Origin of the sequence: Streptomyces noursei (assembly GCF_016917755.1) — a bacterium.
GTDB classification, from domain to species: domain Bacteria; phylum Actinomycetota; class Actinomycetes; order Streptomycetales; family Streptomycetaceae; genus Streptomyces; species Streptomyces yunnanensis.
In genome coordinates this window covers 3,996,577-4,019,430 of the sequence record NZ_CP070326.1, presented here as the reverse complement: position 1 = coordinate 4,019,430, position 22,854 = coordinate 3,996,577, and the positions used below count along the sequence as shown (strand labels likewise).

Annotated in this window: 21 protein-coding genes and 1 tRNA gene; 10 read left to right on the top strand and 12 right to left on the bottom strand. The window is 75.2% G+C overall.

Annotation, left to right across the window (positions count from 1 at the left end):
- Nucleotides 1-59 precede the first annotated feature (59 nt).
- Nucleotides 60-1,610: a hypothetical protein gene (locus JNO44_RS17650; RefSeq protein ID WP_205365178.1), complete on the bottom strand. Its 1,551-nt coding sequence runs from the start codon at nucleotides 1,608-1,610 to the stop codon at nucleotides 60-62.
- Nucleotides 1,601-2,791 carry a hypothetical protein gene (locus JNO44_RS17645; RefSeq protein WP_205365176.1) on the bottom strand — a complete coding sequence of 397 codons (1,191 nt, stop codon included), beginning with the start codon at nucleotides 2,789-2,791 and terminating at the stop codon, nucleotides 1,601-1,603. The genes JNO44_RS17650 and JNO44_RS17645 overlap by 10 nt, the downstream gene beginning before the upstream one ends.
- Before the next feature lie 216 nt (nucleotides 2,792-3,007).
- Between JNO44_RS17645 and JNO44_RS17640 the strand changes: the two genes are divergently transcribed.
- Nucleotides 3,008-3,601, top strand: coding sequence for a histidine phosphatase family protein (locus JNO44_RS17640; RefSeq protein ID WP_205365174.1), 594 nt, complete (start codon nucleotides 3,008-3,010; stop codon nucleotides 3,599-3,601).
- Nucleotides 3,602-3,664: 63 nt separating this feature from the next.
- Here JNO44_RS17640 and JNO44_RS17635 read toward each other — a convergent pair whose 3' ends face one another.
- Nucleotides 3,665-5,194, bottom strand: a complete 1,530-nt coding sequence (locus JNO44_RS17635; protein ID WP_205371448.1) for an NsdA family TPR-like regulatory protein — start codon at nucleotides 5,192-5,194, stop codon at nucleotides 3,665-3,667.
- 281 nt (nucleotides 5,195-5,475) lie between these two features.
- Here JNO44_RS17635 and JNO44_RS17630 point away from each other — a divergent pair, with 281 nt between their 5' ends.
- The gene (locus tag JNO44_RS17630) at nucleotides 5,476-5,949 is read left to right on the top strand and encodes a hypothetical protein (protein ID WP_372516309.1); all 474 of its coding nucleotides are present in this window, start codon (nucleotides 5,476-5,478) and stop codon (nucleotides 5,947-5,949) included.
- A gap of 78 nt (nucleotides 5,950-6,027) precedes the next feature.
- Here JNO44_RS17630 and JNO44_RS17625 read toward each other — a convergent pair whose 3' ends face one another.
- The 4 genes from JNO44_RS17625 to JNO44_RS17610 all read right to left on the bottom strand — a co-directional run bounded on the left by JNO44_RS17625 (nucleotide 6,028) and on the right by JNO44_RS17610 (nucleotide 11,079).
- Nucleotides 6,028-7,281, bottom strand: a complete 1,254-nt coding sequence (locus JNO44_RS17625) for a glycosyltransferase (RefSeq protein ID WP_102924155.1) — start codon at nucleotides 7,279-7,281, stop codon at nucleotides 6,028-6,030.
- Nucleotides 7,282-7,399: 118 nt separating this feature from the next.
- Entirely contained in the window at nucleotides 7,400-8,830 is a 1,431-nt protein-coding gene (locus JNO44_RS17620) for a sugar transferase (RefSeq protein WP_205365172.1), read from the bottom strand.
- Nucleotides 8,827-10,005: a glycosyltransferase family 4 protein gene (locus JNO44_RS17615; protein WP_240167575.1), complete on the bottom strand. Its 1,179-nt coding sequence runs from the start codon at nucleotides 10,003-10,005 to the stop codon at nucleotides 8,827-8,829. The genes JNO44_RS17620 and JNO44_RS17615 overlap by 4 nt, the downstream gene beginning before the upstream one ends.
- A 63-nt stretch (nucleotides 10,006-10,068) precedes the next feature.
- Complete coding sequence (locus JNO44_RS17610) at nucleotides 10,069-11,079, bottom strand: hypothetical protein (RefSeq protein WP_205365170.1); 1,011 nt, start codon at nucleotides 11,077-11,079, stop codon at nucleotides 10,069-10,071.
- A gap of 219 nt (nucleotides 11,080-11,298) precedes the next feature.
- On the opposite strand from JNO44_RS17610, the gene JNO44_RS17605 reads away from it, so the two are divergent.
- Nucleotides 11,299-11,601 (top strand): chaplin, encoded by a 303-nt coding sequence (locus JNO44_RS17605; RefSeq protein ID WP_205365168.1) that lies wholly within the window; start codon nucleotides 11,299-11,301, stop codon nucleotides 11,599-11,601.
- Between the two features lie 156 nt (nucleotides 11,602-11,757).
- On the top strand, nucleotides 11,758-12,615 hold the full coding sequence (locus JNO44_RS17600; protein ID WP_073442364.1) for a spermidine synthase: 858 nt from the start codon (nucleotides 11,758-11,760) through the stop codon (nucleotides 12,613-12,615).
- A 29-nt stretch (nucleotides 12,616-12,644) separates the two neighbouring features.
- On the opposite strand, the gene JNO44_RS17595 is transcribed toward JNO44_RS17600, so the two are convergent.
- A complete protein-coding gene (locus JNO44_RS17595) occupies nucleotides 12,645-13,217 on the bottom strand; it encodes a hypothetical protein (protein WP_205365166.1) in 573 nt (190 codons plus the stop codon).
- Between the two features lie 201 nt (nucleotides 13,218-13,418).
- Between JNO44_RS17595 and JNO44_RS17590 the strand changes: the two genes are divergently transcribed.
- The 4 genes from JNO44_RS17590 to JNO44_RS17575 all read left to right on the top strand — a co-directional run bounded on the left by JNO44_RS17590 (nucleotide 13,419) and on the right by JNO44_RS17575 (nucleotide 17,198).
- On the top strand, nucleotides 13,419-13,577 hold the full coding sequence (locus tag JNO44_RS17590; RefSeq protein ID WP_205365165.1) for a hypothetical protein: 159 nt from the start codon (nucleotides 13,419-13,421) through the stop codon (nucleotides 13,575-13,577).
- A gap of 141 nt (nucleotides 13,578-13,718) precedes the next feature.
- Nucleotides 13,719-14,411, top strand: a complete 693-nt coding sequence (locus JNO44_RS17585; protein ID WP_039636196.1) for a response regulator transcription factor — start codon at nucleotides 13,719-13,721, stop codon at nucleotides 14,409-14,411.
- Between the two features lie 88 nt (nucleotides 14,412-14,499).
- On the top strand, nucleotides 14,500-15,981 hold the full coding sequence (locus JNO44_RS17580) for a HAMP domain-containing sensor histidine kinase (protein ID WP_205365164.1): 1,482 nt from the start codon (nucleotides 14,500-14,502) through the stop codon (nucleotides 15,979-15,981).
- 152 nt (nucleotides 15,982-16,133) lie between these two features.
- Nucleotides 16,134-17,198, top strand: coding sequence for a chitinase (locus JNO44_RS17575; protein WP_205365163.1), 1,065 nt, complete (start codon nucleotides 16,134-16,136; stop codon nucleotides 17,196-17,198).
- A 112-nt stretch (nucleotides 17,199-17,310) separates the two neighbouring features.
- Here JNO44_RS17575 and JNO44_RS17570 read toward each other — a convergent pair whose 3' ends face one another.
- Nucleotides 17,311-18,219 carry a helix-turn-helix domain-containing protein gene (locus JNO44_RS17570; protein WP_205365162.1) on the bottom strand — a complete coding sequence of 303 codons (909 nt, stop codon included), beginning with the start codon at nucleotides 18,217-18,219 and terminating at the stop codon, nucleotides 17,311-17,313.
- A gap of 162 nt (nucleotides 18,220-18,381) precedes the next feature.
- Here JNO44_RS17570 and JNO44_RS17565 point away from each other — a divergent pair, with 162 nt between their 5' ends.
- The gene (locus JNO44_RS17565) at nucleotides 18,382-19,032 is read left to right on the top strand and encodes an NAD(P)-dependent oxidoreductase (protein ID WP_073442358.1); all 651 of its coding nucleotides are present in this window, start codon (nucleotides 18,382-18,384) and stop codon (nucleotides 19,030-19,032) included.
- Between the two features lie 85 nt (nucleotides 19,033-19,117).
- On the opposite strand, the gene JNO44_RS17560 is transcribed toward JNO44_RS17565, so the two are convergent.
- The 3 genes from JNO44_RS17560 to JNO44_RS17550 form a co-directional block, all read right to left on the bottom strand.
- Nucleotides 19,118-19,193, bottom strand: a tRNA-His gene (locus JNO44_RS17560).
- Nucleotides 19,194-19,299: 106 nt separating this feature from the next.
- Nucleotides 19,300-19,920: an oligoribonuclease gene (gene orn, locus JNO44_RS17555; RefSeq protein ID WP_039636204.1), complete on the bottom strand. Its 621-nt coding sequence runs from the start codon at nucleotides 19,918-19,920 to the stop codon at nucleotides 19,300-19,302.
- A 5-nt stretch (nucleotides 19,921-19,925) separates the two neighbouring features.
- Nucleotides 19,926-21,194 carry a GlxA family transcriptional regulator gene (locus JNO44_RS17550; protein ID WP_067351257.1) on the bottom strand — a complete coding sequence of 423 codons (1,269 nt, stop codon included), beginning with the start codon at nucleotides 21,192-21,194 and terminating at the stop codon, nucleotides 19,926-19,928.
- A 1,023-nt stretch (nucleotides 21,195-22,217) separates the two neighbouring features.
- Between JNO44_RS17550 and JNO44_RS17545 the strand changes: the two genes are divergently transcribed.
- Nucleotides 22,218-22,739: a universal stress protein gene (locus tag JNO44_RS17545; RefSeq protein ID WP_205365161.1), complete on the top strand. Its 522-nt coding sequence runs from the start codon at nucleotides 22,218-22,220 to the stop codon at nucleotides 22,737-22,739.
- Nucleotides 22,740-22,854: the final 115 nt, after the last annotated feature.

Sequence of the window (22,854 nt, the reverse complement as noted above, 5' to 3'; positions counted from 1 at the left end):
GGCGGGCGTCGGGCGGTGGCCGCGCGGCGCCGGAGGCCGACGGCGGCGGGGCGGTCCGGTCACAGGAAGTCCTCAAGGGTCACCGGGTCGGGCGCGGCGGGCGGCGCGTCGCCGGGGCCGGACGGCGGGCCGCCGTGCGTCCACGGGGTGTCCTCCGGCTCCGGCAGGCCCGGGCCGCCGCGCGGGGCGTGCTCGAAGAGCGTCCAGCAGGTCGTCTCGCCGGGCTCCGGGACCGAGCCCGGCTCGGGAGTGCGGCTGCGGCCCATCCCGCCGGTGAGCCGGACCACCGGCGCGCCCTCCTCGCCGGCGGCGTACCCGACGAACTCGGCGGTCTGGGTGCGGCCGTCGGCCAGCGGGCGGTGGACCTTGACGCCCTCGGACAGTTGGGGGCGGTCGTCGGTGTGCAGCGTCACCAGGGGGCGCGGCATCGGCCGCCGGCCCTCGGAGAACGCCATCTCGACGGCGGTGACCGTGCCGTACAGCGCCTCGCCGGCCAGCCGCCGGGCGGCCATCACCAGGGGGTCGTCCAGGGCTTCCTGGGCGTCCAGTTGGGCCTGCGCGGCCTCCCGGGCGGCGAGCTTCCGGGCGGCGGTGACCGCGTCGTCCTGTTTGGGCTGCGGCGGCTCCCCGGCCCGGATCCGGTCGCGGTGGGCGGTGTACGACCAGCGGTCGCGCTTCCAGCGGTCGGCGACCCGGGCGCCCTCGGGGAGGCCGCGGAGCAGGTCGATGCCCTGCCAGACGGCGTCCCAGGTGGGCCGCAGCTGGCTCTCGACGAGGGCGCGCAGGGCCTCCTCGGCGCCGGGCAGACCGGCGTCGTAGCCGGCCATCGCGGGCGCCAGCAGCCGGTTGTCGAACGCCGGGTCGGTGGCGGGCCCGGCCGGCGGGCAGCGCAGTTGGCCGTCCGCGTCGCGCGCCGCCTCGGCGTACTCGGCCGCCTGCGGGGCTGGTACGCCGGGCGGCGGGGTGATCCAGGCGAGCAGCGCGCCCAGGTGCTGGTCCTCCAGGACGCTCTGGCCGGTCGCCCAGTGACGGGACAGCAGGCCCGTCATGGACAGCAGCAGTCCGGCGCCGGGCACCCGGGCCCGCTCGCCGAGGTGGGTGAACCAGCGGCCCAGCAGCGGGACGTGCGGCGGCGCGGGGTGCGGCGTCTCCGGCTCCTGCTCGGCCGTCCGCCGGAACCGCATGGAGCGGCCCAGCAGCCGGACGTAGTCGATGCCGGCCGCGCTGGGCACGATCACCTGCGGCGCGTCGGTGCACAGTTCGACCTGCACCGGGACCTTCTGGCCGGTCTCCGCGTCGGTCTCCTTGCGCTCCTCGAACTCGACGTCGTCGGCGAAGCCGTCCACGTAGGGCAGCACCGCCTCGGCGAGGTCGGCGAGGAACCCGAACCGCAGGTCGCGGTCGCGGGGCTGGGGGACCGTCAGCAGCAGCGGCTTCTCCCGGTCCGTGCCGACCAGGGCGCCCAGCGGGGCACCGGCCTCGCCGGCGGTGGTCAACGGGACCAGGACCAGCGGGCGTTCGGCGAGGTGGCGGTGGCGGACCGTGGTCAGCGGCTGGGCGCGGCCCGCGGCCACCGCCTCCATCCGGGCCAGCGTCTCGATCAGTGACATGTGTCCTCTCCCTGCCGGGGTGCGCGGCCGGAGAGCGCTGCGGCGCGCAGTGCGGCGGCGGTGCGGAGGGCCTGCACGGCCGGGTCGTCGGGGTCCGCCCCCGGTGCGCCGCCGGCCGCCGCCAGCGCCTCCTCGATGGTGCGCAGTCCGCCCAACTCGCCCCGCAGGCCGCGGCCCAGGCTCTCCACCGCGCCGTCCTGGCGGGACCGCCGGCGGCAGTGGAAGGCCAGTTCGCAGGCGGCCAGGCACTCCGGGGCGTAGGCCGCGGTGACCGCGTCCACCGCCTCTGCCAGTTCCGCGGCCGGGCGGGTCGGGGTCTGGCCGTCGTCGGCCAGCCGCAGGTCGAAGGTGGTCCCGGGGGGCAGCGCGGCGGCGATCTCCTCGACGCGGGTGAGCCGGGCCAACTGGCGCCGGGTGGTGGCGCGTTGCTTGCGGACGTCGACGGCGGCGGCCGTCGGGAGGTTGGAGAAGTCCTTGGGGCAGACCAGCAGCGCCCGGTCGCGGACCCGGGCGGGGCGGCCGGTGTGCGCCGCGGTGTGCTCCGCGACCGCCTCCAGGGCGAGGACGTACACGGCGGCCTGCCGGGCGGCGGCGCCGACCTTGGCGGCGTCCGCGGTCCCGTCGATCATCGGGAAGGACTTGATCTCGACGACCGTCCAGCTGCCGTCCGGGTGGACCACCACCGCGTCCGGCTCCACGTAGGCGGGGGAGCCGGCGACCTCCATGGCCAGCAGGGGGTGGTCCAGCAGTGCCCAGCCGCCGGCCGCGGTCGCCTCGCGCAGCGCCAGCGCGGTGCGCGCCGCCCGGCCCTCGGGACCGGCCGCGGACAGGTCGGGCCGGGCGACCGCGCCGTCCTCCGGTGCCGCCGTGCCCGGCGCCAGCCGCTCGCACACCAGCCGCAGCAGCTCCAGGCCGCCGTCGGCCTTCACCCGGGCCTCGAAGGAGTTGCCGCGGGCCAGGGCGAACTGGGACTGGCCGTACGCCGCGGGCGATCCCAGCGCGCGGGCCAGTGCGCCCTTGTCGACGCCGGCACCGTCCAGCAGCGCCCGGCGCCGGCAGCCGGGGTTGGCGGCGAGCGCGGCGAGCGCGCGGGCGTCCAGCGAGCGGGGGCGCACGCCGGGTCCGCGCAGCTCGGTCAACTGCTTCCGCAGGCTCGGTCGGCTTTCGCGGGAAACGTTCACCCGCCGAAGTCTGGCATCTCACACCCCCGGTACGGGCACCGGTCCCCAAGCTCGCGCATCCGCCCCGGCGCGGCGGATCGGCCGGTGCCGGGCCCTCGGCTGAGGCCCTGGGCCGGCTTCCCGGCGGGTACGCGATGATGGAAGGGCCGCGGTCAGCGCCGCCCGCGCCCAGCCGAGCACGACGACAAGCCGGGAATCCGGCGAGAGGTACGACCCATGGCACCGCGCATTCTCCTGGCCAGGCACGGACAGACGGAGTGGTCCGTCTCCGGCCGGCACACCGGACGCACCGACATCCCCCTGCTCGACGAGGGACGCCGGGGCGCCAAGCTGCTGGGCGAGCGGCTGCACCACGCCCCCTGGGCCGGCCTGCCGGACGTCGAGGTCCGCACCAGCCCCCTGGTGCGCGCCAAGGAGACCTGCGAGCTGGCCGGCTTCGGGGCGCGGGCCCAGGAGTGGGACGCGCTGCTGGAGATCGACTACGGCGCGTACGAGGGGCTGACCCCGGCGCAGATCAAGGCCGACCGGCCGGACTGGCTGATCTGGCGGGACGGGGTGCCGGCGGGCGAGACGCTCGCCGAGGTCTGCGCGCGGGCCGACGCGGTGGTCGACTGGGCGCGCTCGGCCGACCGCGACGTGCTGGTCTTCGCGCACGGCCACATCCTGCGGGTGCTGGGCGCGCGCTGGCTGGGCCTGGACGTCTCCTTCGCGGCGCGGCTCCGGCTGGCGCCGACGTCCCTGTCGGTGCTCGGCTGGGCCTACGGCGAGCCGGCCGTGGAGAGCTGGAACGACACCGGCCACCTCGACTGAGCCGGCACCCGGCCGGGGGCGCGGCGTCGGCCGCACCGGTGGAGCCGGTGCTTGCACCGGGGGTCAGGACGGCTGGCGCCGCGCGGGGTCGCCGGCCGCCCGGTACCGCCCCAGGAACGCGGCGACCGGGGCGCAGCTGCGGTACGGGCGGAGCGTGCGGGCGATGGCGTCCAGCATCGCCCGGATCCGGGCCGAGCGGACCTGCGTCAGCAGGGCGAGCGTCTGGAGGGCCGCCGCGGCGGCCTCCTCGGCGGCGCCGCTGGCCGCGAGGTTGCCGGCCAGCTCCGTGGTGAACAGCGCGATGTTGCGGGTGAAGTGCGGATCCTGCAGTGCCACCGCGCGGCGGGCCAGCTCCGCCGCCCGCCCCCGCTCGCCCAGCGCGGACCAGCACTGCGCCGTGAGGCCGGCCAGCTCGGCCTCCCCGTAGAAGGTCATCCACTCCGGGTCGCGTTCGCTCGGCCCGGCCGCGAACAGCCGCTCGGCCCGGGCCAGTGCCTGCGTGCAGCCGGTGCGGTCGCCGAGCCCGGCCCAGCCGCCGGCCTCGCGCAGCGCCAGCAGCGACCGCAGCCGCGGCGAGCCGAGCCGCTTGGCGGCCTGCTGGGCGGCCTGTGCGGCCCGCACCGCCTCGCGCGGCCGGCCGGCGTCGCGGGCCAGGAACGCGGTGTTGCAGAACGCGTGCGCCTCCAGGGCGGCGTTGCCGCAGACCCGGGCGGTGGACAGCGCTTCCGCGTAGTGCGAGCGGGCGTCCTCGAAACGGCCGGAGTCGTGCGCCAGCCAGCCCACGGAGATGGCGAGTTCGCCGGCTCCGGCATGCAACCGGTCGTAGACCGCGCGGCGTTGGATGCCGGCGTCGAGCAGTTCGTAGGCGATGCGCAGGGGTTGGGCGGCGCGCTGGTAGAGGCCGTCGGCGCCGTGCCGGTCGTCCAGCAGGCGGATCCGGCGGACGGCCTCCTCGACGGCGGTGGCCTCGGCGGCGCCGGCCCGGCTGCCGGAGGCGGTTCGGGGCCCGGGCACGGTCGCGGCGAAGCCGTCGGGCGACAGCGCTCTGCCCTGGTCGAGCGGGCTCGACGGCCTGGGGATCGATGCGTGCGGCGGGGGGCCGGGCGGGCAGAGGCCGGCCAGGCCCAGGGCGGCCGCGGGGCCGCCGGTGATGAACGCGCGACGTAGCACGTCGCTCTCCTCGCAGTTCTGGATACGGGTATCGCGGTGGTCGGGGTCGGTCGCCAGGGACGCGGGGGCCCCCGGTGCGAGCACCTGCTCCACCGGGCCGCCCGACGCCGCCCGCCCCTTCGGCGCCCGCCGTCCGCGTACCGTCTCCCGCGGCGCGAACCCCATGTCGGGCAGCGTCAGCCCCGGGAACATGTGCCGGAACACCCGTTCGTAGGCGTAGTTCGGGCACCGGATCTCCCCGGACTCGACGCGGCCCACATAGCGGGCGTCGCACGAGACCTGCTCGCCGATCTCACGGGCGGACCGTCGGACCGCCGCCGCGAACTCGCCGGGCGACAGCCGGCCGCGCAGCTGCCGGAAGGCGGTGTTCGGGCGGGCGGGTGCGGTGCGGGACGACGCTGGACGTTGAGCTTGCGACGTCATGGCGGACCTCTCCGTGCCCCAGGGTCGGCCTGGTGGATCACGGCCGGGCCCGACCCCGATCCACCAGGCCGGCCCTCCTCCGTGCCATCGTGTGACCTTGCCGCGTCCTGGCGGTGCGGCGGGACGACGGTACCGGCTGTGATGGGTCCGCCACCCTGTGTTTGGCCACAAACCGGAATATCTCACCCGCGATCCGCCATGAAGTGCCATCCTTTGCAGCGTTCCGCCGCCGTAGCTGTTGACGCGTTTCTCCGTTGAAGACGGTGTAAAGGGTGTGGCGCGTGCAGGAGGAGGGGTTCTCCGTGTGGGAGACCGGCGTCAGCAGGGGCGGCAAGGAGTCCGCGGGCCGGGTCGCGGGCCGCGAGGGGCGCATCGCCCCCGGGATCGTCGCCCAGCCCTGTGACCTGGTCACGGTGCCGGCCCGGCAGGGACTGGAGGCGGTGGACATCCTGCGACTGCGGGACGGCGTCGGCCCGGTGCTGCACGACGGCGCCTGCGACACCCTCGGTTTCCTGGTCCCGCCGGGGACGGCCGCCGGGTGGGACGTGCCGGGCAGCGCCTGTACGCAGACGTCCGGGCGCGGGATCCCCCTGGGCGGGCCGGAGGGCGGCGCGGCACCGGAGCCGCCGGTGCAGGGCACCGGCTGGCTGGTGCCGCCGGACGGCGCGTACGCCGACGCCACCGACCCGGCGGTGCTGCGGGCGGCGTTGGGCGAGGCGGCCCGCACGATCGAGGCGGTCGACCGCTGCCAGTGAGGCGGCCGGCGACGGAAAGCGGTGGAGGGGCGGCCGGTGCCGCCCCTCCACCGCTTCGTGTGCCGCCCCTGTCGCCCGTCAGCGCTTGGAGAGCGAGTGCCCGTCCGGGGCCGGGGCCGGCGACGGGTCGGGCAGCGTGAAGCCCGGGGGCAGCCCCTGGGGCGGGGGTCCGACGGGCGGCGCGGTGAGCTTCGCCGCCGGGCGGGCCCGGCGCGCCGCGTCGCGGGCCTCCTCGTAGACGGCCATCAGTTGCTGGGCGCTGCGGTCGATGTCGTAGCGGCGGACCACCGGGGGTACGGGCAGCCGGCCGGGCTCGGTGCGACGCAACTCCCGCAGTGCGGTGGCCAGTTCGTGGACGCCGTGGCCGAAGCGGTGGGCGCCGGGGGCCTGGTCGTCGGGGAGGTCGTCGACGGCCGGGCAGCTGCCGTAGAGGACGTGCAGACCGGACGCCAGGGCCTCCAGCGTCGCCAGGCCGAACGCCTGGTCGGGGGAGGGGGAGACGAAGACGTCGATGGCCGACAGCATCCTGGGGATGTCCGGCCCGTCGCCGGGCACCGGGCCGTCCGCGCCGCCGTAGGCGCCGAGCAGGTGGATCCGGTCGCCGGAGCCGAACTGCCCGGCCATCCGCTGCAGCAGCTCCCGCTCCGGTCCGTCGCCGGCCAGCAGCAGGTGGATGCCGGGGAGTTGGGTGATCGCGCGGACCAGGACGTCGAACCGTTTGCCGGGCACCAGCCGGCCCGCGCCGCCGACCACGAACGCGTCGGGCGGCAGTCCGAGTCGGGCCCGGAGCGCGGCCCGGGCCGCCGGGTCGTAGGCGAAGCGGTGCGCCTCGATGCCGTTGGGCACCACGTGGATCCGCCGCGCGGGGACGCCCCAGCGGCGGAGTCGGGCGGCGACGGTGTCGGAGACCGCGACGGTGGCCGAGCCCAGCCGTTCGGTGGCCCGGTACAGGGTGCGGACGCCGCGGGTCAGCCGCCGGCCCTCGATGACCGCGTCGCCCAGCGAGTGCTCGGTGGCGACCACCGCCCGGACGCCGGCCATCCGGGCGGCGATCCGGCCGTAGACGCAGGCCCGGTAGAGGTGGGTGTGGACGAGGTCGGGGTCGGCGGCGCGGATCAGGCCGGCCAGGCGGGGGAGCACCGACAGGTCGCGGTTGCCGGTCATGTCGAGGTGGGTGACGCGGGTGCCGTCCGCCTCGATGGCCTCGGCGAGCGGGCCGGGTCGGGTCAGGGTGACGACCTCGCAGTGGGCGGGCAGCCGCCGCAGCAGCAGCCGCAGCTGCTGCGCGGCGCCGCCCACTTCGAGGCCGGTGATGACGTGCAGGACTTTCACCGGATCCCTCCAGGGGTAGCGGCCAGGGTGGCCTGGTCAGCGGCCGGGTCGGCCTCGTCGGGGGGCCGCGCGCGGCGGTGCCGCGGCTGCGGGCATCGGCCGGTCGGGGCGGTCGGGGTCATCCGTCCTCCCGCCGGAACAGCGTGCGGGCCGCGGCCCGCAGCAGGATCCGCAGGTCCCCTCCCGGCGACCAGCCGTCGATGTAGAGGTTGTCGAAGCGCGCCCGCTCCTCGGTGCGGGCGCCGTCGCGCAGCCCGTGCACCTGGGCCAGGCCGGTCAGGCCCGGCGGCATCCGGTGACGGGCGGCGTAGCCGGGGTGGCGGCGGGCGAACTCGGCGGCCCGGGACGGGCGTTCGGGGCACGGCCCGACCAGGCTCAGCTCGCCGCGCAGCACGTTCCACAGCTGCGGCAGCCCGTCCAGCGAGGTGCGCCGCAGCCAGCGGCCCAGGCCGCCGGGCGGGGTGCCGGGGCGCGCGATGCGGAACCGCAGCAGGGCGCAGCGGCGGCCGTCCTGGCCCAGCCGGGGCAGCCGGCAGAACACCCCGGGCCCGTCCACCAGCCGTACCGCCAGCGCGCAACCGAGCAGCAGCGGCAGCGTCAGCAGCAGCGCCGCCGACGCCAGGACGAGGTCCAGCGCCCGCTTGGCCGGTCCGCCGGGCCGGGCGCGGCCGGCCTCCCACGGCCGGCAGGCGAACCCCCACAGGTGGCCGGCGCCGGGCCTCGGCGGCCGGCCGTCGCGGGCCGCGGCGGCGCCGGCCAGCCAGACGGCCGTGCCCTGGCCGAGGAACCGGCGCAGCAGCGCCGCGGCGTACGGGTCGCTCTCCGGCGGCAGCAGGAAGACCGCGTCGCGGACGGTGTACCGGATGACGGCGCGGGTGAGTGCGTCGGACGAACGGAGCAGCGGCGGCGCCGTGCCCGCCGGGGCGCCCTGCGGCGTGGCCGGCCCGGTCGGCACCAGGCCCACCGGGCGCAGCCCGTACTCGGGGTGCGCCAGCAATGCCGCGGCCAGCTGCCGGGCGACCGGCTCGGGGCCGACCAGCAGCGTCGACCGCGGCCGGCGCCGGGCGGTGGCCCGTCGCACCCGGTAGACCACGGCCCGGGCGGTGGCGGCCAGCGCCGCCTGGGCGGCCACCGCGGCGGGCAGGGCGACCGGGCCCAGCGCGAGCCCGGGGTGCAGCGCGGCCAGCGCCGCGCCCGCCGCGCACCAGCCGGCGGCGGCCCGGCCCAGCAGCGGTGCCACCTCGTCCAGCGCGGCCGGGGCCGGGCCCGGACGGTAGAGCCCGGCCCGGGAGTTGAGCAGCAGCAGGACCGGCACCAGGCCCGCGAGCAGAGCCGGGTCGGTGTCGACGAGGAGGGTCGCGCCGGCCGTGGCCAGGGCGTCGGCCGCCGCCAGCAGGACGGGGACGGCCCGGCGCGGCACGGCCCGGCCGGGGGGCGCCGGTGCCACCGGCGCGGCGGCCGGGGCGGCGGGGCGGGGCAGTGCCCCGGCGGGCGGCCGGGCGTGCCGTCCCGCGTGCGCCGGGGGAGCGTCCGCGCGCTCGGCGGTCACCGCTCGGCCCGCGGCACGGTCAGGACGGGCGGCACGGCCAGCAGTTCGCGGTAGAGGTTCAGCACCGCGCCGGCCGCCCGCTGCCCGTCGTGGGCCATCCGTACGTGGTCCCGCAGCCGCTCGCCGAGCGTTGTCCGCCGTTCGGGGTCGGCCAGCAGGGTGATGACGGCCCGGGCCAGCGCGGCCGGGTCGCCCGGCGGCACCAGGCAGCCGTCCGCGGCGTCGGCCGGCAGGCACTCGCGGGCCCCGCCGACGTCGCTGAGCACCACGGCCCGGCCGCAGGCCATCGCCTCCAGGGGGACCAGCGCCATGCCCTCCCACCGGGACGGCACCACCACCAGGTCCGCCGCCTGGTACCAGGGGGCGACGCTGTCGGTGGCGCCGGTGAAGAGCACTCCGGGCGGCGCGGCCCGGTGCAGCGCCGCCCGGTCCGGCCCGTCGCCGACCAGCGCCAGGCGCGCGTCGGGGACCGCCGCCGTCACCTGGGGCCAGGCCCGCAGCAGCGTCGGCAGGCCCTTCTGCGGGAACAGCTGCGCCACGCACACCACCAGCGGCGCCCCGGCCGGCACCGCGTCGCGCAGCGCGGGCAGGGACGTGCGCAGCGCCGCCCGGCCGTCGTCGTCGGCGGGGGCGAACCGCCGCAGGTCCACGCCGTTGGGGATCACCACCCAGCGGCCGGTCACGCCCACGGCCGTCCCGCGCGCCCGCTGCGCCTCGCTCACGCACAGCATCCGGTGCGTCCAGCGGGCCGCGTACCGCTCCCAGACCCGCGCCGTGCGGCCCGCCGGTCCACCGTCCTCGAACGGCCAGCAGTGCGGCTGGTGGACGGTGGGGATCCGCCCGCGCACCGCCCGCCGGACGGCGTACCCGGCCCGGGCACCGTGGGTGTGCACGAGGTGCGGGCCGGTGCGCCGGACGAGTCGGGCCAGCCGCGCCGACGCGGACAGCGCCGTGCCGAGGGCGCCGCGGGCCGGCCAGAGCACCACCTCGGCGCCCGCGACCGCGGCCTCCGCGTGCAGGGTGCCGCCGGGCGGCGCGGCCACCACCACCCGCAGCCCGGCCGCCACCTGGGAACGGACCAGGCCGGCGACGACCCGGGCGATCCCGCCGTCGACCGGCTGGGACACATGCAGGACCGTGAGCCGCTCCTGGGACGGCGGGTCTTGTGGCGGCACGCGCACTGCTCCCCTGATTACCGAGCTGTCAAAAACTCCGCGGGAATTGCCGAAGCCCGCCGCTCAGCGCCGCAGATCGGCCTGGACGAAGAGCGCGCCGAGCAAATAACCCGCCTTTCGGGTGGTGAAGCGGAATGCCAGCCGGTCGCCTCCGGACCGGAGCGCCGGCGTCAGGTCGAAGACATCGGAATCAAAACCGAGGGCGTTGTGGTATGTGGCCCTACCCGGCGCCTGCCGACCGGAATTCGGGCGCATCGATTGCGGCCCCTCATTCGCTGGATCGGCCGCACCATGGAGCGCGACCGGAGTAATGCGGCCGGCCCGGGCGGAGATTTTTCCGTGGGTTCCGCGCGTTCCGCGGTAGGCCACGACTCCGGCCCGTCCCCGGGAATGCGCCGGAATGCGCAGCCCGGGCAGTTCCACCGCGAGCGCCCGGCGCTTCCCGCCCAGCGCCTCGAATCCGTCCCACAGCGTCAGCCGCCGCAGCGGCTCCCGCGGGTTCTCGTAGGCGGCCACCAGCACCCAGCCGCCCCAGGACCCGGCCCGCGCCGCCCGGCGCCCGGTGGCCGCCCGGGCCACCGTGTACGTGCCCGGGCCGCCGCGCCGCACCAGGGCGGTGACGTCCGCGGACGCCTGGTAGACGTCGGTCCGGGCGGTGCTGCGGCGCCCGATCGGGCCGTCCGCGCGCACCTCCTCGTACCGGCCGCGGGGACCGGCGAGCAGCACCTGGCCGGTGTTCCGGGCCGCCCGGGGCCCGCCGGGGCGCAGGTCGCCGCCCCAGTACAGCCGGGCGTAGCGCACCCGGGAGCCGGCCGGCAGCCGTAGCCGGGCGCTGCTGGAGCCGACGGTGCGCGGGGCGTCGTCGGTGTCGAGGTGCGCCGTTCGGGTGACGGTGGTGCGGCCGGCCCGCGCGATACCGCCGTGCCCGGTGCTGTGGAAGCGCTCGGCGAACGGAATGCGCGGGGATTCCGGGGGAGCCGGGGCGGCCACTGCCGAAGTCAGCGCGGCCGACAAAGCCAGGGTCGCGAGCGCGCATACCGCGCCGCACCTGGTGCGGTCCATCGACTTCGGCATGTGGTCCTCTCCGACTTCAATCAGTCAAACAGGAGAGCACTCTGGCAGAAATCATGTTGGAAATCGCGGCAGGCGCGCCGCGGCCCCACCCCCGTTTTCCACCGGTCGTCCGCCAGCCAGTCAGCCTAATGAATCCGCTTAAGTGGTAACGGCCGTATCCGTAACCCATATTGTTCGTTGTGTCCGATGCCCCATACGCGAGCTGAAAAGGAGAATGGGATGAAGCGGTTCGTCAAGACCGCCGCGATGGCCGCGGCCACCTCGGCCCTGGTGCTGAGCGGCGCGGGCGCCGCCACCGCCTACGACGGCGGGCACCACGGCAAGAGCCACGGCCGTTTCAAGGAGGGCCGTCACCATGGCCGGGGCGCGCACGCGAAGGGGATCGCCAAGCACTCGCCGGGCGTCCTCAGCGGCAACGTCATCCAGATCCCGATCGACATTCCGATCAACGTGTGCGGCAACAGCGTCGACATCATCGCGCTGCTGAACCCGGCGTTCGGTAACCACTGCATCAACAAGTGATCCGGAGCCGGTCCGAAGGGACATCGGACCGGCTCGGGTCGCGGCACACCAGGCGGGCTGCCCGCGGCTCCGGCCGTCGGGCGGTCCGCCGCCTGGCTTCTCGCACCATCCCTGACCTGCGGATACCGTGCCACGGCTGACCGCCATACTGGAGGCATGGCGAGAAGCAGGCGCGGGCGCGGCCCGGAGTCCGTCACCGGAACGGTGGGCGGCGGGGTCGCGGAACTGCGACCCGATCGGGACCGGCCGCGCGGCTGGACGCTGTTGATAGACGGCGCCCCGCAGTCCCACGTGGACCTCGACGACCCGGCGTACCTGGAGTTCTCCTACCAGCGGCGGCTGGGGCACATCGCCGACCTGGTCGCCCCGCCCGGTGCGCCGCTGCGCGTCGTCCACCTCGGCGGCGGCGCCCTGACCCTGGCCCGGTACATCGCCGCGACCCGGCCGCGGTCCACCCAGCAGGTCGTGGAGATAGACACCCCACTGGTCCAGCTCGTCCGTGAGCGGCTGCCGCTGGAGAGCACCTGGCGGATACGGGTGCGCGGTGCGGACGCCCGCGCCGGGCTGGCCAGGATCCCGGACGGCTGGGCGGACCTGGTCATCGCCGACGTCTTCGCCGGCGCCCGCACACCCGCGCACCTGACCAGCGTGGAGTTCGTGACGGAGGTGCGCCGGGCGCTGCGGCCCGGCGGCCATTACGCGGCCAACCTCGCCGACGGGCCGCCGCTGGCGTTCCTGCGCGGCCAGATAGCCACCGTCCACACCGTCTTCCCCGAGCTGGCCCTGACCGCCGAGCCGGCCGTGCTGCGCGGCAGGCGGTTCGGCAACGCGGTGCTGCTCGCCGCCGACCGGACGCTGCCGGTCGCCGAGCTGACCCGGCGGGCGGCCGGCGACCCGCACGCCGGCCGGGTCGAGCACGGCCGGGCGCTGCTGGACTTCACCGGCGGCGCGGCCCCGGTCACCGACGCCACCGCGGTCGCCTCGCCGTCCCCGCCCGCCGGGGTCTTCACGTAGGGGCGTCCGACGGCATGTCAACTCCCGTGCTACGACGCGTGGTTGCTGGTCTCCACCAGTGGTGGATGGCCGTTCCAGGTGCAGATCACCGAGGTGTGCGCGCCGCCGCCGGTGAAGTCGACCCGGAGCCATTGGTTCTGCTTCCACACCTGCATCTGCCAGCCCGCGTTCGGTGTCGCGGACACCAGCTCGGCGGAGTCGGCGCCCAGCGAGAGCACCACCCGGCCGCCGTTGGTGACATAGCCGCGGATCCGGTCGCCGGTGGGCGCCGGGGTGCCGCTGTCGGGCAGGGCCGAGGAGGTGGACGAGGGGGCGTCCAGGGAGCGGGACGGCGCCGCGGTCCGCGGCGGCCGGTCGTCGGCGGGGGAGGAGGAGGGGCTCGCGGACGGCGAGGCGGACGGCTTCGGCCGATGGGTGGAGGAGACCTGCGGCAGGGCCGAGGACGCCACCTGGTCGGAGAGCGGAAGCGCCCGCGGCGCGTCGTACACCGTGCCGGACAGTACGGTGTGCACGCCGAACCACGACAGGGCGACCGCGGCGCCGGTCGCCAGCGTCCAGGCCGCCGCGTGCACCAGGCCCCGCCCCGAACTCCCTCTGTCCATGCCCCCTATAGGACCATGCCGGCCGGCGGAAAGAACAACCCCGTCCACGCGGGCTTGACGGTGCGGGGCCGGGGCGGCGCCTCGCTTTCCCCGATCCGACGCCGCGTCATATAACCGCCACAAGAGGGATTTAGCGCGTATAGGCGGAGGAAGTCGGGCAGAGTGAGCGAAAGATCAGCGACTTCCCGGGAGGCTCGTGCAATGCGCCGTGTCGCAGCCCTCATCGTCGGAACCCTCATCACGCTGGCCGTGTTCAGCGCGCCGGCCAGCGCCGATCCGGACCCCTCGGGGAGCGGCCTGTTCGGCTCCCGACTCATCGACCCGCAGGTCGGCGACACCAACATGGTGGGTCCCGGCTAGGGCGCCCGCCCGTACGGGCCGCGGGAGGCCGTCATTGCGGCGCCGGTGGGGATGAATCCGCCCGCCCGCCACCGGGGGTGACGCCGTCCGGTCGTCAACCGTGCGCAGGGGAACGCGCCCGTATGGCGTACGGTGCCGCCCATGGCACGAGTGCTCGTGGTCGAGGACGACCAGTTCGTACGCTCCGCGCTCATCCGGCATCTGACCGAGGCCGGGCACGCGGTGCGCAGCGTCGGGACCGCCCTGGAGGCGCTGCGCGAGGTCGCGCACGTCGGATTCGACCTGGTCGTCCTCGACCTCGGTCTGCCCGATCTGGACGGCGGCGAGGCGCTGAAGATGCTGCGCGGCATCACCGACGTCCCGGTGATCATCGCCACCGCGCGGGACGACGAGGCCGAGATCGTCCGGCTGCTCAACGACGGCGCCGACGACTACCTCACCAAGCCGTTCTCGGTCGAGCACCTCTCGGCCCGGATGGCGGCCGTGCTGCGCCGGTCCCGGGGCGGGGCGCCGGGGGCCGAACCGCCCTCACGGGCGACCCGGGTCGGCGGGCTGTCCATCGACCCGCTGCGCCGCCAGGCCGAACTCGACGGCGTCGCACTGGACCTCACCCGCCGCGAGTTCGACCTGCTGGCCTTCCTCGCCGAGCGCCCCGGCGTGGTCGTGCCCCGCAAGGAACTCCTCGCCGAGGTCTGGCAGCAGTCCTACGGCGACGACCAGACCATCGACGTCCACCTGTCCTGGCTGCGCCGCAAACTGGGCGAGACCGCGGCCCGGCCCCGGTACCTGCACACCCTGCGCGGTGTCGGGGTGAAGCTGGAGCCGCCCCGGTGAGCCGGGGGCAGCCCCGCCCGGCGGCCGCGGCAGCCGCACCGCCGCGCCTCGCGGGCGGCGCGCCGAAGGAGTGGAGAGGCGGGACGCCGTGAGGTGGGCCCTGGTCAAGGTGGCCCTGGCGGTCACCACGATGGTCGTGGTCGCCTTCGCGGTCCCGTTGGGTCTGGTGGTCAAGGAGATGGCCTCCGACCGCGCCTACGGAGGCGCCGAGCGGCAGGCCGCCGCCATCGGCCCCGTCCTGGCCATCACCACCGACCGCACCCAGTTGGAACGGGCCCTGGCCAGCGCCGAGACCGGCCCCGGCGGTGGGATCGGCATCCACGTCCCGGCTGCCGCCAAGGGCGGCAGCCCGACCGAGGTCGGTGTCCGCCGGGCCGCCCCCGCCGATGTCGCCGCCGCCGTCCGGCTCGGCCGGGCCTCCATCGCCGAGGTCCCCGGCGGCACCTCGCTGCTCCAGCCCACCGCGGTCGCCTCCGGCATCGCCGTCGTCGAGGTGTACGTCCCCGACGACGCGCTCACCAACGGTGTGGCCACCTCCTGGGCGGTACTGGCCGGCGTCGGACTGGCACTGGTCCTGGGGTCGGTCGCGGTCGCCGACCGGCTCGGCACCCGGATGGTGCGCCCCGCCGAGCGGCTGTCCGCCGCCGCCCACGACCTGGGCCGCGGCGACCTCGGCGTCCGCGTCCAGGAGGACGGCCCGAAGGAGCTGCGCTCGGCGGCCAGCGCCTTCAACTCCATGGCCGACCAGGTCGTCCAACTCCTCGCCAACGAACGCGAGTTGGCCGCCGACCTCTCGCACCGGCTGCGCACCCCGCTGACCGTGCTCCGGCTCAACGCGGCCTCGCTCGGCGACGGTCCGGCCGCCGAGCAGACCCGGGCCGCCGTCGAGCAACTGGAGCACGAGGTGGACCAGATCATCCGCACCGCCCGCGCCCAGCGGGAGCACACCGCACAGGCCGCCGCCGCGGCCGGCTGCGACGCGGCCGAAGTGATCCGCGAGCGGATGGACTTCTGGTCCGCGCTGGCCGAGGACGAGGGCCGCACCGTCCGGGTCGCCGGCGCGGACCGCCCGGTGCGGGTACCGGTCGCCCGCCCCGACCTCGCCGCGGCCCTGGACGCCATGCTCGGCAACGTCTTCCGGCACACCCCCGAGGGCACCGCCTTCGCCGTCGACGTCCACAATGCCGACGATGCGGTGATCGTGCTGGTCTCGGACGCCGGGCCGGGCATCGCCGATCCGGCCGCCGCGCTGCGCCGCGGCTGGTCGGGCGGCGGCCGGGAGGACCGTCCGGCGGCGGCCGGGGGCGGCTCCACGGGGCTCGGCCTGGACATCGTCCGCCGGCTGGCGGAGTCCACCGGCGGCGACGTCCGGATCGGACGCTCGGTGCTGGGCGGCACCGAGGTCCGGGTCTGGCTGGCCCTGGACGGGCGGCGGGCCCACGCCGGCGCCCGGCGCGGCCACCGGTTGCGGCGCCGGATCGGCGGCCGGGTGTTCGGCGCCCGCGGACGGCGGGCCGCCCGCACCGCCGCACCGGGCGCCGGCTCCCCGGGCCGGGGCACCGGCTCTTAACCACCCCCTTCGGCTTCCTTAAGGGGGCCATAATTCCGCCAACCGCCGTGCGGAACCCGGCATTTGTCCGTTTCGCTGCCGCTAGCGTGCAGGATGCACCTCCCCCTCGGTGCGCCCCACCCCACCCCCATGTGACGACAGGCAGGCACGAGATGAGTTCCTCGGCACACCGGCGCCGGACGAGCCGCACGACCATGGTGATCGGCGCGGCGGTGGCCGGCGCGCTGGCGGTCGGCGGCGGGTTCGTCGTCGCCGGCTCCGCGATGGCCACCAAGGCCCCGCGGCCCGGCGCCCCCGCCGCCGGCACCCCCGCTGCCGGCGCCAAGGCCGGCTTCGCCCCGTACGTCGACACCTCCCTCACCCCGGCCTTCGACCTGGCCGGCACCGCGCAGCAGACCGGGGTCAAGCACTTCACCCTCGCCTTTCTCACCTCCGGCGGCGGCTGCGTCCCCAAGTGGGGCGGCTCGGGCGACCTCGGCAGCGACGCGGTGGCCAAGCAGATACCGGCGCTGCGCAAGGCCGGCGGCGACGTCCGGGTCTCCTTCGGCGGCGCCAACGGCACCGAGCTGGCCGCCGCCTGCTCCTCCGCTTCCCAACTGGCCGCCGCCTACGGCAAGGCCGTCGACCAGTACAAGCTCACCAAGGTGGACTTCGACATCGAGGGCGGCGCGCTGCCCGACACCGCCGCCAACACCCGCCGCGCCCAGGCCATCGCCCAGCTCCAGAAGCAGCACCCGGGCCTCGACGTCTCCTTCACCCTGCCGGTGATGCCCGAGGGCCTCACCCAGGACGGCGTCAACCTCCTGGCCAACGCCAAGCAGAACGGCGCGCGGATCTCCGCGGTCAACATCATGGCGATGGACTACGGCTCCTCCTACAACGGCAACATGGGCACGTACGCCACCCAGGCCGCCACCGCCACCCAGGCCCAGCTGAAGAAGGCCCTCGGCCTGGGCGACGCGGACGCCTGGAGGACCGTGGCGGTCACCCCGATGATCGGCGTCAACGACGTCCAGGGCGAGGTCTTCAAGCCCGCCGACGCCGCCGCCCTGGTGAAGTTCGCCCAGAGCAAGCACCTGGCCTGGCTGGCCATGTGGTCCGCCAACCGCGACCGGCCCTGCCCCGGTGGATCCACCAACTCCGCCCAGCCGACGTGCAGTTCCCTCGACCAGGCCCCGCTGGCCTTCACCAAGGCACTCGGCGCCTACACCGGCTGACCCCCCACCGGTCCGGGCCCGTTCCGAGCCCCGGACTGCCCCCGATGCGGGGCGCGGCGGCCCCACCCCCCACCCGCCGCGCCCCGCCCCTCCCGGGGCCGACGGCGGCCGGTCAGTCGCCGCCCCGCACGGCGGCCCGGAACGCGATCGGCGTGACCCCGGCCTGCCGTTGGAAGAACTTGCTGAAGTTGGTGGCGTCCGCGAAGCCCAGCCGGTCCGCGATCCGCGAGGCCGGCTGATCGCCGTGCGCCAGCAGCCGCTTGGCCTCCAGCACCACCCGCCGGTCGATGAACTCCTTCGCGCCGACCCCCGCCGCCGCCTCGGTGGCCCGCGAGAGGGTGCGCGGCGCATAGCCCAGCGCCCGGGCGTAGTCGGCCACCCGGCGGCTGCGGGCGAACCCCCGCTCCACCGCGTCCCGGAACCGCAGATACGTCTCGCCCGCCTCGCACGTCCCGTCGGCCGCCCCGTCCGCCGGCCCGGCCGGATGCGCGGCCCGCAGCACCAGGACGGCCAGCAGATGCCGCAGCACCTCCAGGTGCACCTCCAGCGGCAGCCCGCCCAGCGCCCCGAACTCCCGGTGCAGTTGCCCCAGCGCCTCGTCCAGCGCCCGGGCCGCGGCGCCCTCGGGGTGCAGCACGGCCGGCCCGTACCAGTCCTCGATCCGGGCCGCGGCGGCGGTCGCCGGGTCCAGGAACCCGGACTCGAAGAGCACCAACCGCCCCTCCGCGCCCGTCAGGTCCCCGAAGTGCTGCACCTGCCCGGGCCGCGACCACAGCAGGTCCCCGGGCGCGAGGCGGTGCTCCTTGAAGTCGACGCAGTGCACCAGCCGCCCGCGGTCCAGGACCAGCAGATGGTGGAATCCGGGCCGGTGCGGGGTGGAGAGTCGGCAGGCGTCCGCACGCTCGCGCAGCTCGGCGAGGGTCAGCACCTCCACGCCGGCGGGCCGCCCGGCCGGCGCGGAGAACGGCACCTCACGGATCGCCTCTGCGTCCTCTCGGGGGTCCTGTCGCTTTTTCACCATGACCCGTCGCCTCGCTACCCCGAAATCTCCCGTTGATACCCCTAGCGTAGGAGACGTCAGCACGACTGATGGCGGAAAACGGCAGCCGCACCGCGGAGGCCGGAACACCGCGGTCCACGCGGGCGCACCTCGCCCCCCACCGAACCACCGGGAGAACCCACCATGTCCAAGATCGCTCTCTTCGGGGCCACCGGCACCATCGGCAGCCGCATCCTCGACGAGGCGCTGCGCCGCGGCCACCAGGTCACCGCGGCTGTCCGCGACCCCGCGAAGGTCACCATGACCCACCCCGCCCTCACCGTGACCTACGGCGACGTGCTCGATCCGGAATCCGTCGCCGAGGTCGCCAAGGGCCAGGACGTGGTGGTGAGCGCGGTCGGCGGCGGCGACGGCCCGGGCCACATCGCCACCATCCGGCCCGCCGCCGAGGCACTGGTCGAGGGCCTGCGCATGCTGGGCGGGGAGATGCCCCGATTGATCGCGGTCGGCGGCGCCGGCTCGCTCCGCAAGCCCGACGGCGTCCAGGTCTGGGACACCGAGGGCCTCCCGATCCCGCTGCTGCAGATCATGCACGCGCACGGCGACGCGCTGGACTTCTACCGCACCGTCTCCGACGTCCGGTGGACCAACCTCAGCCCGGCCGGCACCATCGAGCCCGGCGAGCGCACCGGCACCTACCGCACCGCCCTGGAGGACCTGGTGGTCGCTGCGGACGGCAGCAGCCGGATCTCCACCGAGGACTACGCCGTCGCGCTCCTCGACGAGCTGGAGCAGCCCGCCCACCTCGGCGAGCGCTTCACCGTCGGCTACTGAGGCTCGGCCGGCCCGCCCCGGCCGGCGGCGGCGTCCGCCCGGAAACACTCGAGGCCCCCGATCCGAAGATCGGGGGCCTCGACAGTGGGGTGAGTAACGGGACTCGAACCCGCGACATCCTGGACCACAACCAGGTGCTCTACCAGCTGAGCTATACCCACCAAGACCGGTGCTGTGTGGTTCCTTTTCCCCACCGGCTGAGAAAAAGTGTACAGGTTCCGGAGGGGTGCTCGCTCCCAGGTTTCGCGTCCCTGGGAGCGAGCTGCGTCACTGTGCCGCCGACTCCGGTTCGGCAGGCAGCTTGTGCTTGGCCGCGATGGCCTTCGCGGTCTCCGAGTCCGGCCCCGGCTGGGGCACGAACACGGCCTCCCGGTAGTAGCGCAACTCCGCGATGGATTCGCGGATGTCGGCCAGCGCCCGGTGGTTGCCGTTCTTGTCCGGACTGTTGAAGTACGCCCGCGGGAACCAGCGCCGGGCCAGTTCCTTCACGGACGACACATCGACGATCCGGTAGTGCAGGTAGCTCTCCAGCGTCGGCATGTCGCGCAGCAGGAAGCCGCGGTCGGTACCGACGGAGTTTCCGCACAACGGCGCCTTCCTCGGCTCCGGCACATGCTGCTTGATGTAATCAAGCACCTGTGCCTCGGCCGCCTCCAGCGTCGTTCCGGAGTCCAGCTCGGCCAGCAGCCCGGAGGCGGTGTGCATCTGTCGCACCACCTCCGGCATGGTGGTCAGCGCCTCGGCCGGGGGACGGATCACCACATCCACTCCGTCACCCAGCACGTTCAGTTCCGAGTCGGTGACCAGGGCGGCCACCTCGATAAGCGCGTCACTCGCCAGCGAGAGTCCGGTCATCTCGCAGTCGATCCACACCATGCGATCGTTCATACGTCTCACCCTACGGGGCGCTCCCGCTGACCGGGCAGTACGGGCCGACCGGCCCCCCGGCCGACCGGGGTCTCCGGCAGTCGTGTGGCATACCCCTCCGACGGCGGCTTGGTCGCGTCCGCCACCTCGGCGGCCAGACCGTGCCCGCCCAGTGCGGCGGCCGAGAACCGCTCGCTGCCCAGCGCCGCCCGCTCGCGCTCGGGACGCTCGGCCCGCTCCGGACGCAGCGCGGGCTCGGGTGCACCGCTCTGCGGCCGACGGGCGCGATAGGCCGCCCGATAGGCCGCGGGCGAGGCGCCCAGCTGCCGCCGGAAGTGGCCGCGCAGCGCGACCGGCGAGCGGAACCCGCACCGGCCGGCGACCTCGTCCACCGAATAGTCGGAGGTCTCCAGCAGCCGCTGGGCCTGGAGGACCCGCTGGGTGATCAGCCACTGGAGCGGCGCGCTGCCCGTGAGGGAGCGGAACCGCCGGTCGAAGGTGCGTCGGCTCATGTACGCGCGGGCCGCCAGCGTCTCCACGTCGAACTGCTCGTGGAGGTGCTCCAGCGCCCAGGCGACGACCTCGGCGAGCGGGTCGGCGCCGATCTCCTCCGGTAATGACCTGTCCAGGTAGCGCTGGTGCCCGAGGTCGGACGCGGTCCGCCGGGGCGGGACGACCAGTCGGCGGGCGAGCGCGTTGGCCGCGTCGGCGCCGTGGTCGGTGCGCACGATGTGCAGGCACAGGTCGATTCCGGCGGCGGTGCCGGCGGAGGTGAGCACGTCGCCGTCGTCGACGAAGAGCTCGCGCGGATCCACATGGACGGACGGATAACGCTTGGCGAGCGTCGGCGCGTACATCCAGTGGGTGGTGGCCGGTCGGCCGTCGAGCAGTCCGGCCGCGGCGAGGACGAACGCCCCCGTGCACAGCCCGACGATCCTGGCCCCTTCTTCGTGCGCGCGGCGCAGCGCGTCGAGCGCCGCGGGCGGCGGGGCCTGGGTGATGGAACGCCAGGCCGGTACGACGACCGTCCCGGCACGGGAGATCGCCTCCAGCCCGTAGGGGGCCGATAGTTCGAGCCCCCCGGTCGTGCGCAAAGGCGCATCTTCGCCGGCGCACACAAGCAGCCGGTACCTCGGAACGCCGGCGTCTTGGCGGTCGATGCCGAAGACCGAGAGCGGAATGGAGCTCTCGAAAATGGGGCCGCCGCTGAAGAGGAGCACCGCGACTATTTCGCGGCGTCGTCGGGCGGCGAGCTTGCGTGCGGCATCTGGTACGGCAGCGGAGTCCTGGCTCATGGCACTTAAGCCCCCCTCGGTCGTCTCGCCCTCTCGGTCCTGCACAGTTCCCCCGCCGTCACTGACCAAGATCGAATCTACTGTGTCCCGTGAGGATGGAGTGCCAAGTTCACCACCCACTGGTATGTCGATATGGCAACTTGGCGCGAAGCATTCGATCACGAAGCGTTCCACTCGTCGGGCCTGCATGGGAAGTGCGCGTCTCGGCTCTGCCCGTTCGCAATAGGGCACAACCATGCCCGGCGGTCCTTTCCTCCCTGCTCACACCCGGGTTGAGGGGGGTCTGGGGCAAGGTGAGGATCCGGGCCGGAAGTTGGCTGAAAACGGTCGTGCACAGACTTGCGGACGCCTCTACCGGTCGGTGTACGCCCCCTCTCAACACGCCTCCCCCTTTGCCCTTCTGTCCAAATGTGCCCACTTATGTCCCCCTGGTGATCGATGCCTGCACCGGGCCGCCGTACGGCCGTCCGTCCGGGCCGCGTTGACAACCCGCGCCGCGCGCCGGCCGCCGCCGAGGGGCCGTCGGCACCGCCGCCCGCATCCGTCCCGGCGGTCCCGCACGCGATCAAGGTGACGGGCGCCGGGGCGCATCCGGATGCGCCCCGGGGTGCGCCGCCGCTCACCGGGTCGGGTGATCTACCGGACGGCGTCGGTGGCGTGGAGATCGCCGCGGGCGGTCGGCGGGGGCGGTGCCGCCGGCGATCGCAAGGGGCCGCCGGGGGTACGTACGGGGGCAGGCCGGGGCATTGCCATCCGCGCCACGCTCCGGCATGCTCCGGGGAACGCTTGCGGTCCCGGGGTGCCCGTGCGGGCTCCCCGGGGGGCCGTGTGCGTTCTGGGCGGTGGAGGAGTAGCGCCGTACTCTTGGGGTATCGGCTTGGGAAGATGATTCCCAGTCGTATCGTTCCTCTTTGAACTATGGCTCCCGCTCCTTGATCGAGCCGCCCAGGTCAACTGCCGGATCAAGTCAATCGCCGTTCCCCGTTCGCCCCTCCGCAAGAGGACGTTCTCGCCGAGACACCCATGGCCGGTCACGAAACCCCTGAACCCGCGGACCGCAAGCAGGTCGCCGATCCGATGGCGGACCTCGAAGCGGCGGAACAGAAGCACCACTCCTGCGATCCCGCCTTCCGGCACGGCGTCGTGGTCGGCTTCGACGGCTCCACGTCGAGCGAACGCGCGTTGGCGTATGCAATCGGTATGGCGCGGCGCCACGGCACGGGCCTGATCCTCGTCCACGTGGCCAATCGGCTGCCGACGACGGTGTGGGCGGGCTGCGAGCCCCCGGTCTTCGTGGACGTCCCCGATCACCGCACCGAGGTGCTCGGGCTGGAGCTGGCCTGCGCCGACCACCTCGCCGAGGTCCCCTGGATCCTCGTCGAGCGCGGCGGCGACATCTGCCACGAGCTGGAGGAGGTCGGCCGGGAGTACGAGGCCGACGCCATCGTGGTCGGCTCGACGCACGGCCTCGTCGGCCGGATCTTCGGCTCGGTGGCCGGCCGGCTGGCGCGCCGTGCGCAGCGCCCGGTCATGGTCATTCCCTGACGCCGGCGCGCGGCCGCCCGGCCCGGAGCGCGGGCGAACTCCCTTGCGCGCGCCCCTCGTTGATCGGCTCTCCGCGGTATGTCCACAGTTGAGGGGGCGTCATGGGGATTGTGGG

What these genes read in the sequence shown, in the direction of transcription:
- JNO44_RS17545 (WP_205365161.1), top strand. Translation starts at nt 22,218, where the DNA reads ATGGCCGGTCACGAAACCCCTGAACCCGCGGACCGCAAGCAGGTCGCC.
- JNO44_RS17640 (WP_205365174.1), top strand. Translation starts at nt 3,008, where the DNA reads ATGGCACCGCGCATTCTCCTGGCCAGGCACGGACAGACGGAGTGGTCC.
- JNO44_RS17595 (WP_205365166.1), bottom strand. Translation starts at nt 13,217, where the DNA reads ATGGACAGAGGGAGTTCGGGGCGGGGCCTGGTGCACGCGGCGGCCTGG.
- JNO44_RS17600 (WP_073442364.1), top strand. Translation starts at nt 11,758, where the DNA reads ATGGCGAGAAGCAGGCGCGGGCGCGGCCCGGAGTCCGTCACCGGAACG.
- JNO44_RS17590 (WP_205365165.1), top strand. Translation starts at nt 13,419, where the DNA reads ATGCGCCGTGTCGCAGCCCTCATCGTCGGAACCCTCATCACGCTGGCC.
- JNO44_RS17575 (WP_205365163.1), top strand. Translation starts at nt 16,134, where the DNA reads ATGAGTTCCTCGGCACACCGGCGCCGGACGAGCCGCACGACCATGGTG.
- orn (WP_039636204.1), bottom strand. Translation starts at nt 19,920, where the DNA reads ATGAACGATCGCATGGTGTGGATCGACTGCGAGATGACCGGACTCTCG.
- JNO44_RS17585 (WP_039636196.1), top strand. Translation starts at nt 13,719, where the DNA reads ATGGCACGAGTGCTCGTGGTCGAGGACGACCAGTTCGTACGCTCCGCG.
- JNO44_RS17570 (WP_205365162.1), bottom strand. Translation starts at nt 18,219, where the DNA reads ATGGTGAAAAAGCGACAGGACCCCCGAGAGGACGCAGAGGCGATCCGT.
- JNO44_RS17565 (WP_073442358.1), top strand. Translation starts at nt 18,382, where the DNA reads ATGTCCAAGATCGCTCTCTTCGGGGCCACCGGCACCATCGGCAGCCGC.
- JNO44_RS17635 (WP_205371448.1), bottom strand. Translation starts at nt 5,194, where the DNA reads ATGACGTCGCAAGCTCAACGTCCAGCGTCGTCCCGCACCGCACCCGCC.
- JNO44_RS17650 (WP_205365178.1), bottom strand. Translation starts at nt 1,610, where the DNA reads ATGTCACTGATCGAGACGCTGGCCCGGATGGAGGCGGTGGCCGCGGGC.
- JNO44_RS17550 (WP_067351257.1), bottom strand. Translation starts at nt 21,194, where the DNA reads ATGAGCCAGGACTCCGCTGCCGTACCAGATGCCGCACGCAAGCTCGCC.
- JNO44_RS17610 (WP_205365170.1), bottom strand. Translation starts at nt 11,079, where the DNA reads ATGCCGAAGTCGATGGACCGCACCAGGTGCGGCGCGGTATGCGCGCTC.
- JNO44_RS17605 (WP_205365168.1), top strand. Translation starts at nt 11,299, where the DNA reads ATGAAGCGGTTCGTCAAGACCGCCGCGATGGCCGCGGCCACCTCGGCC.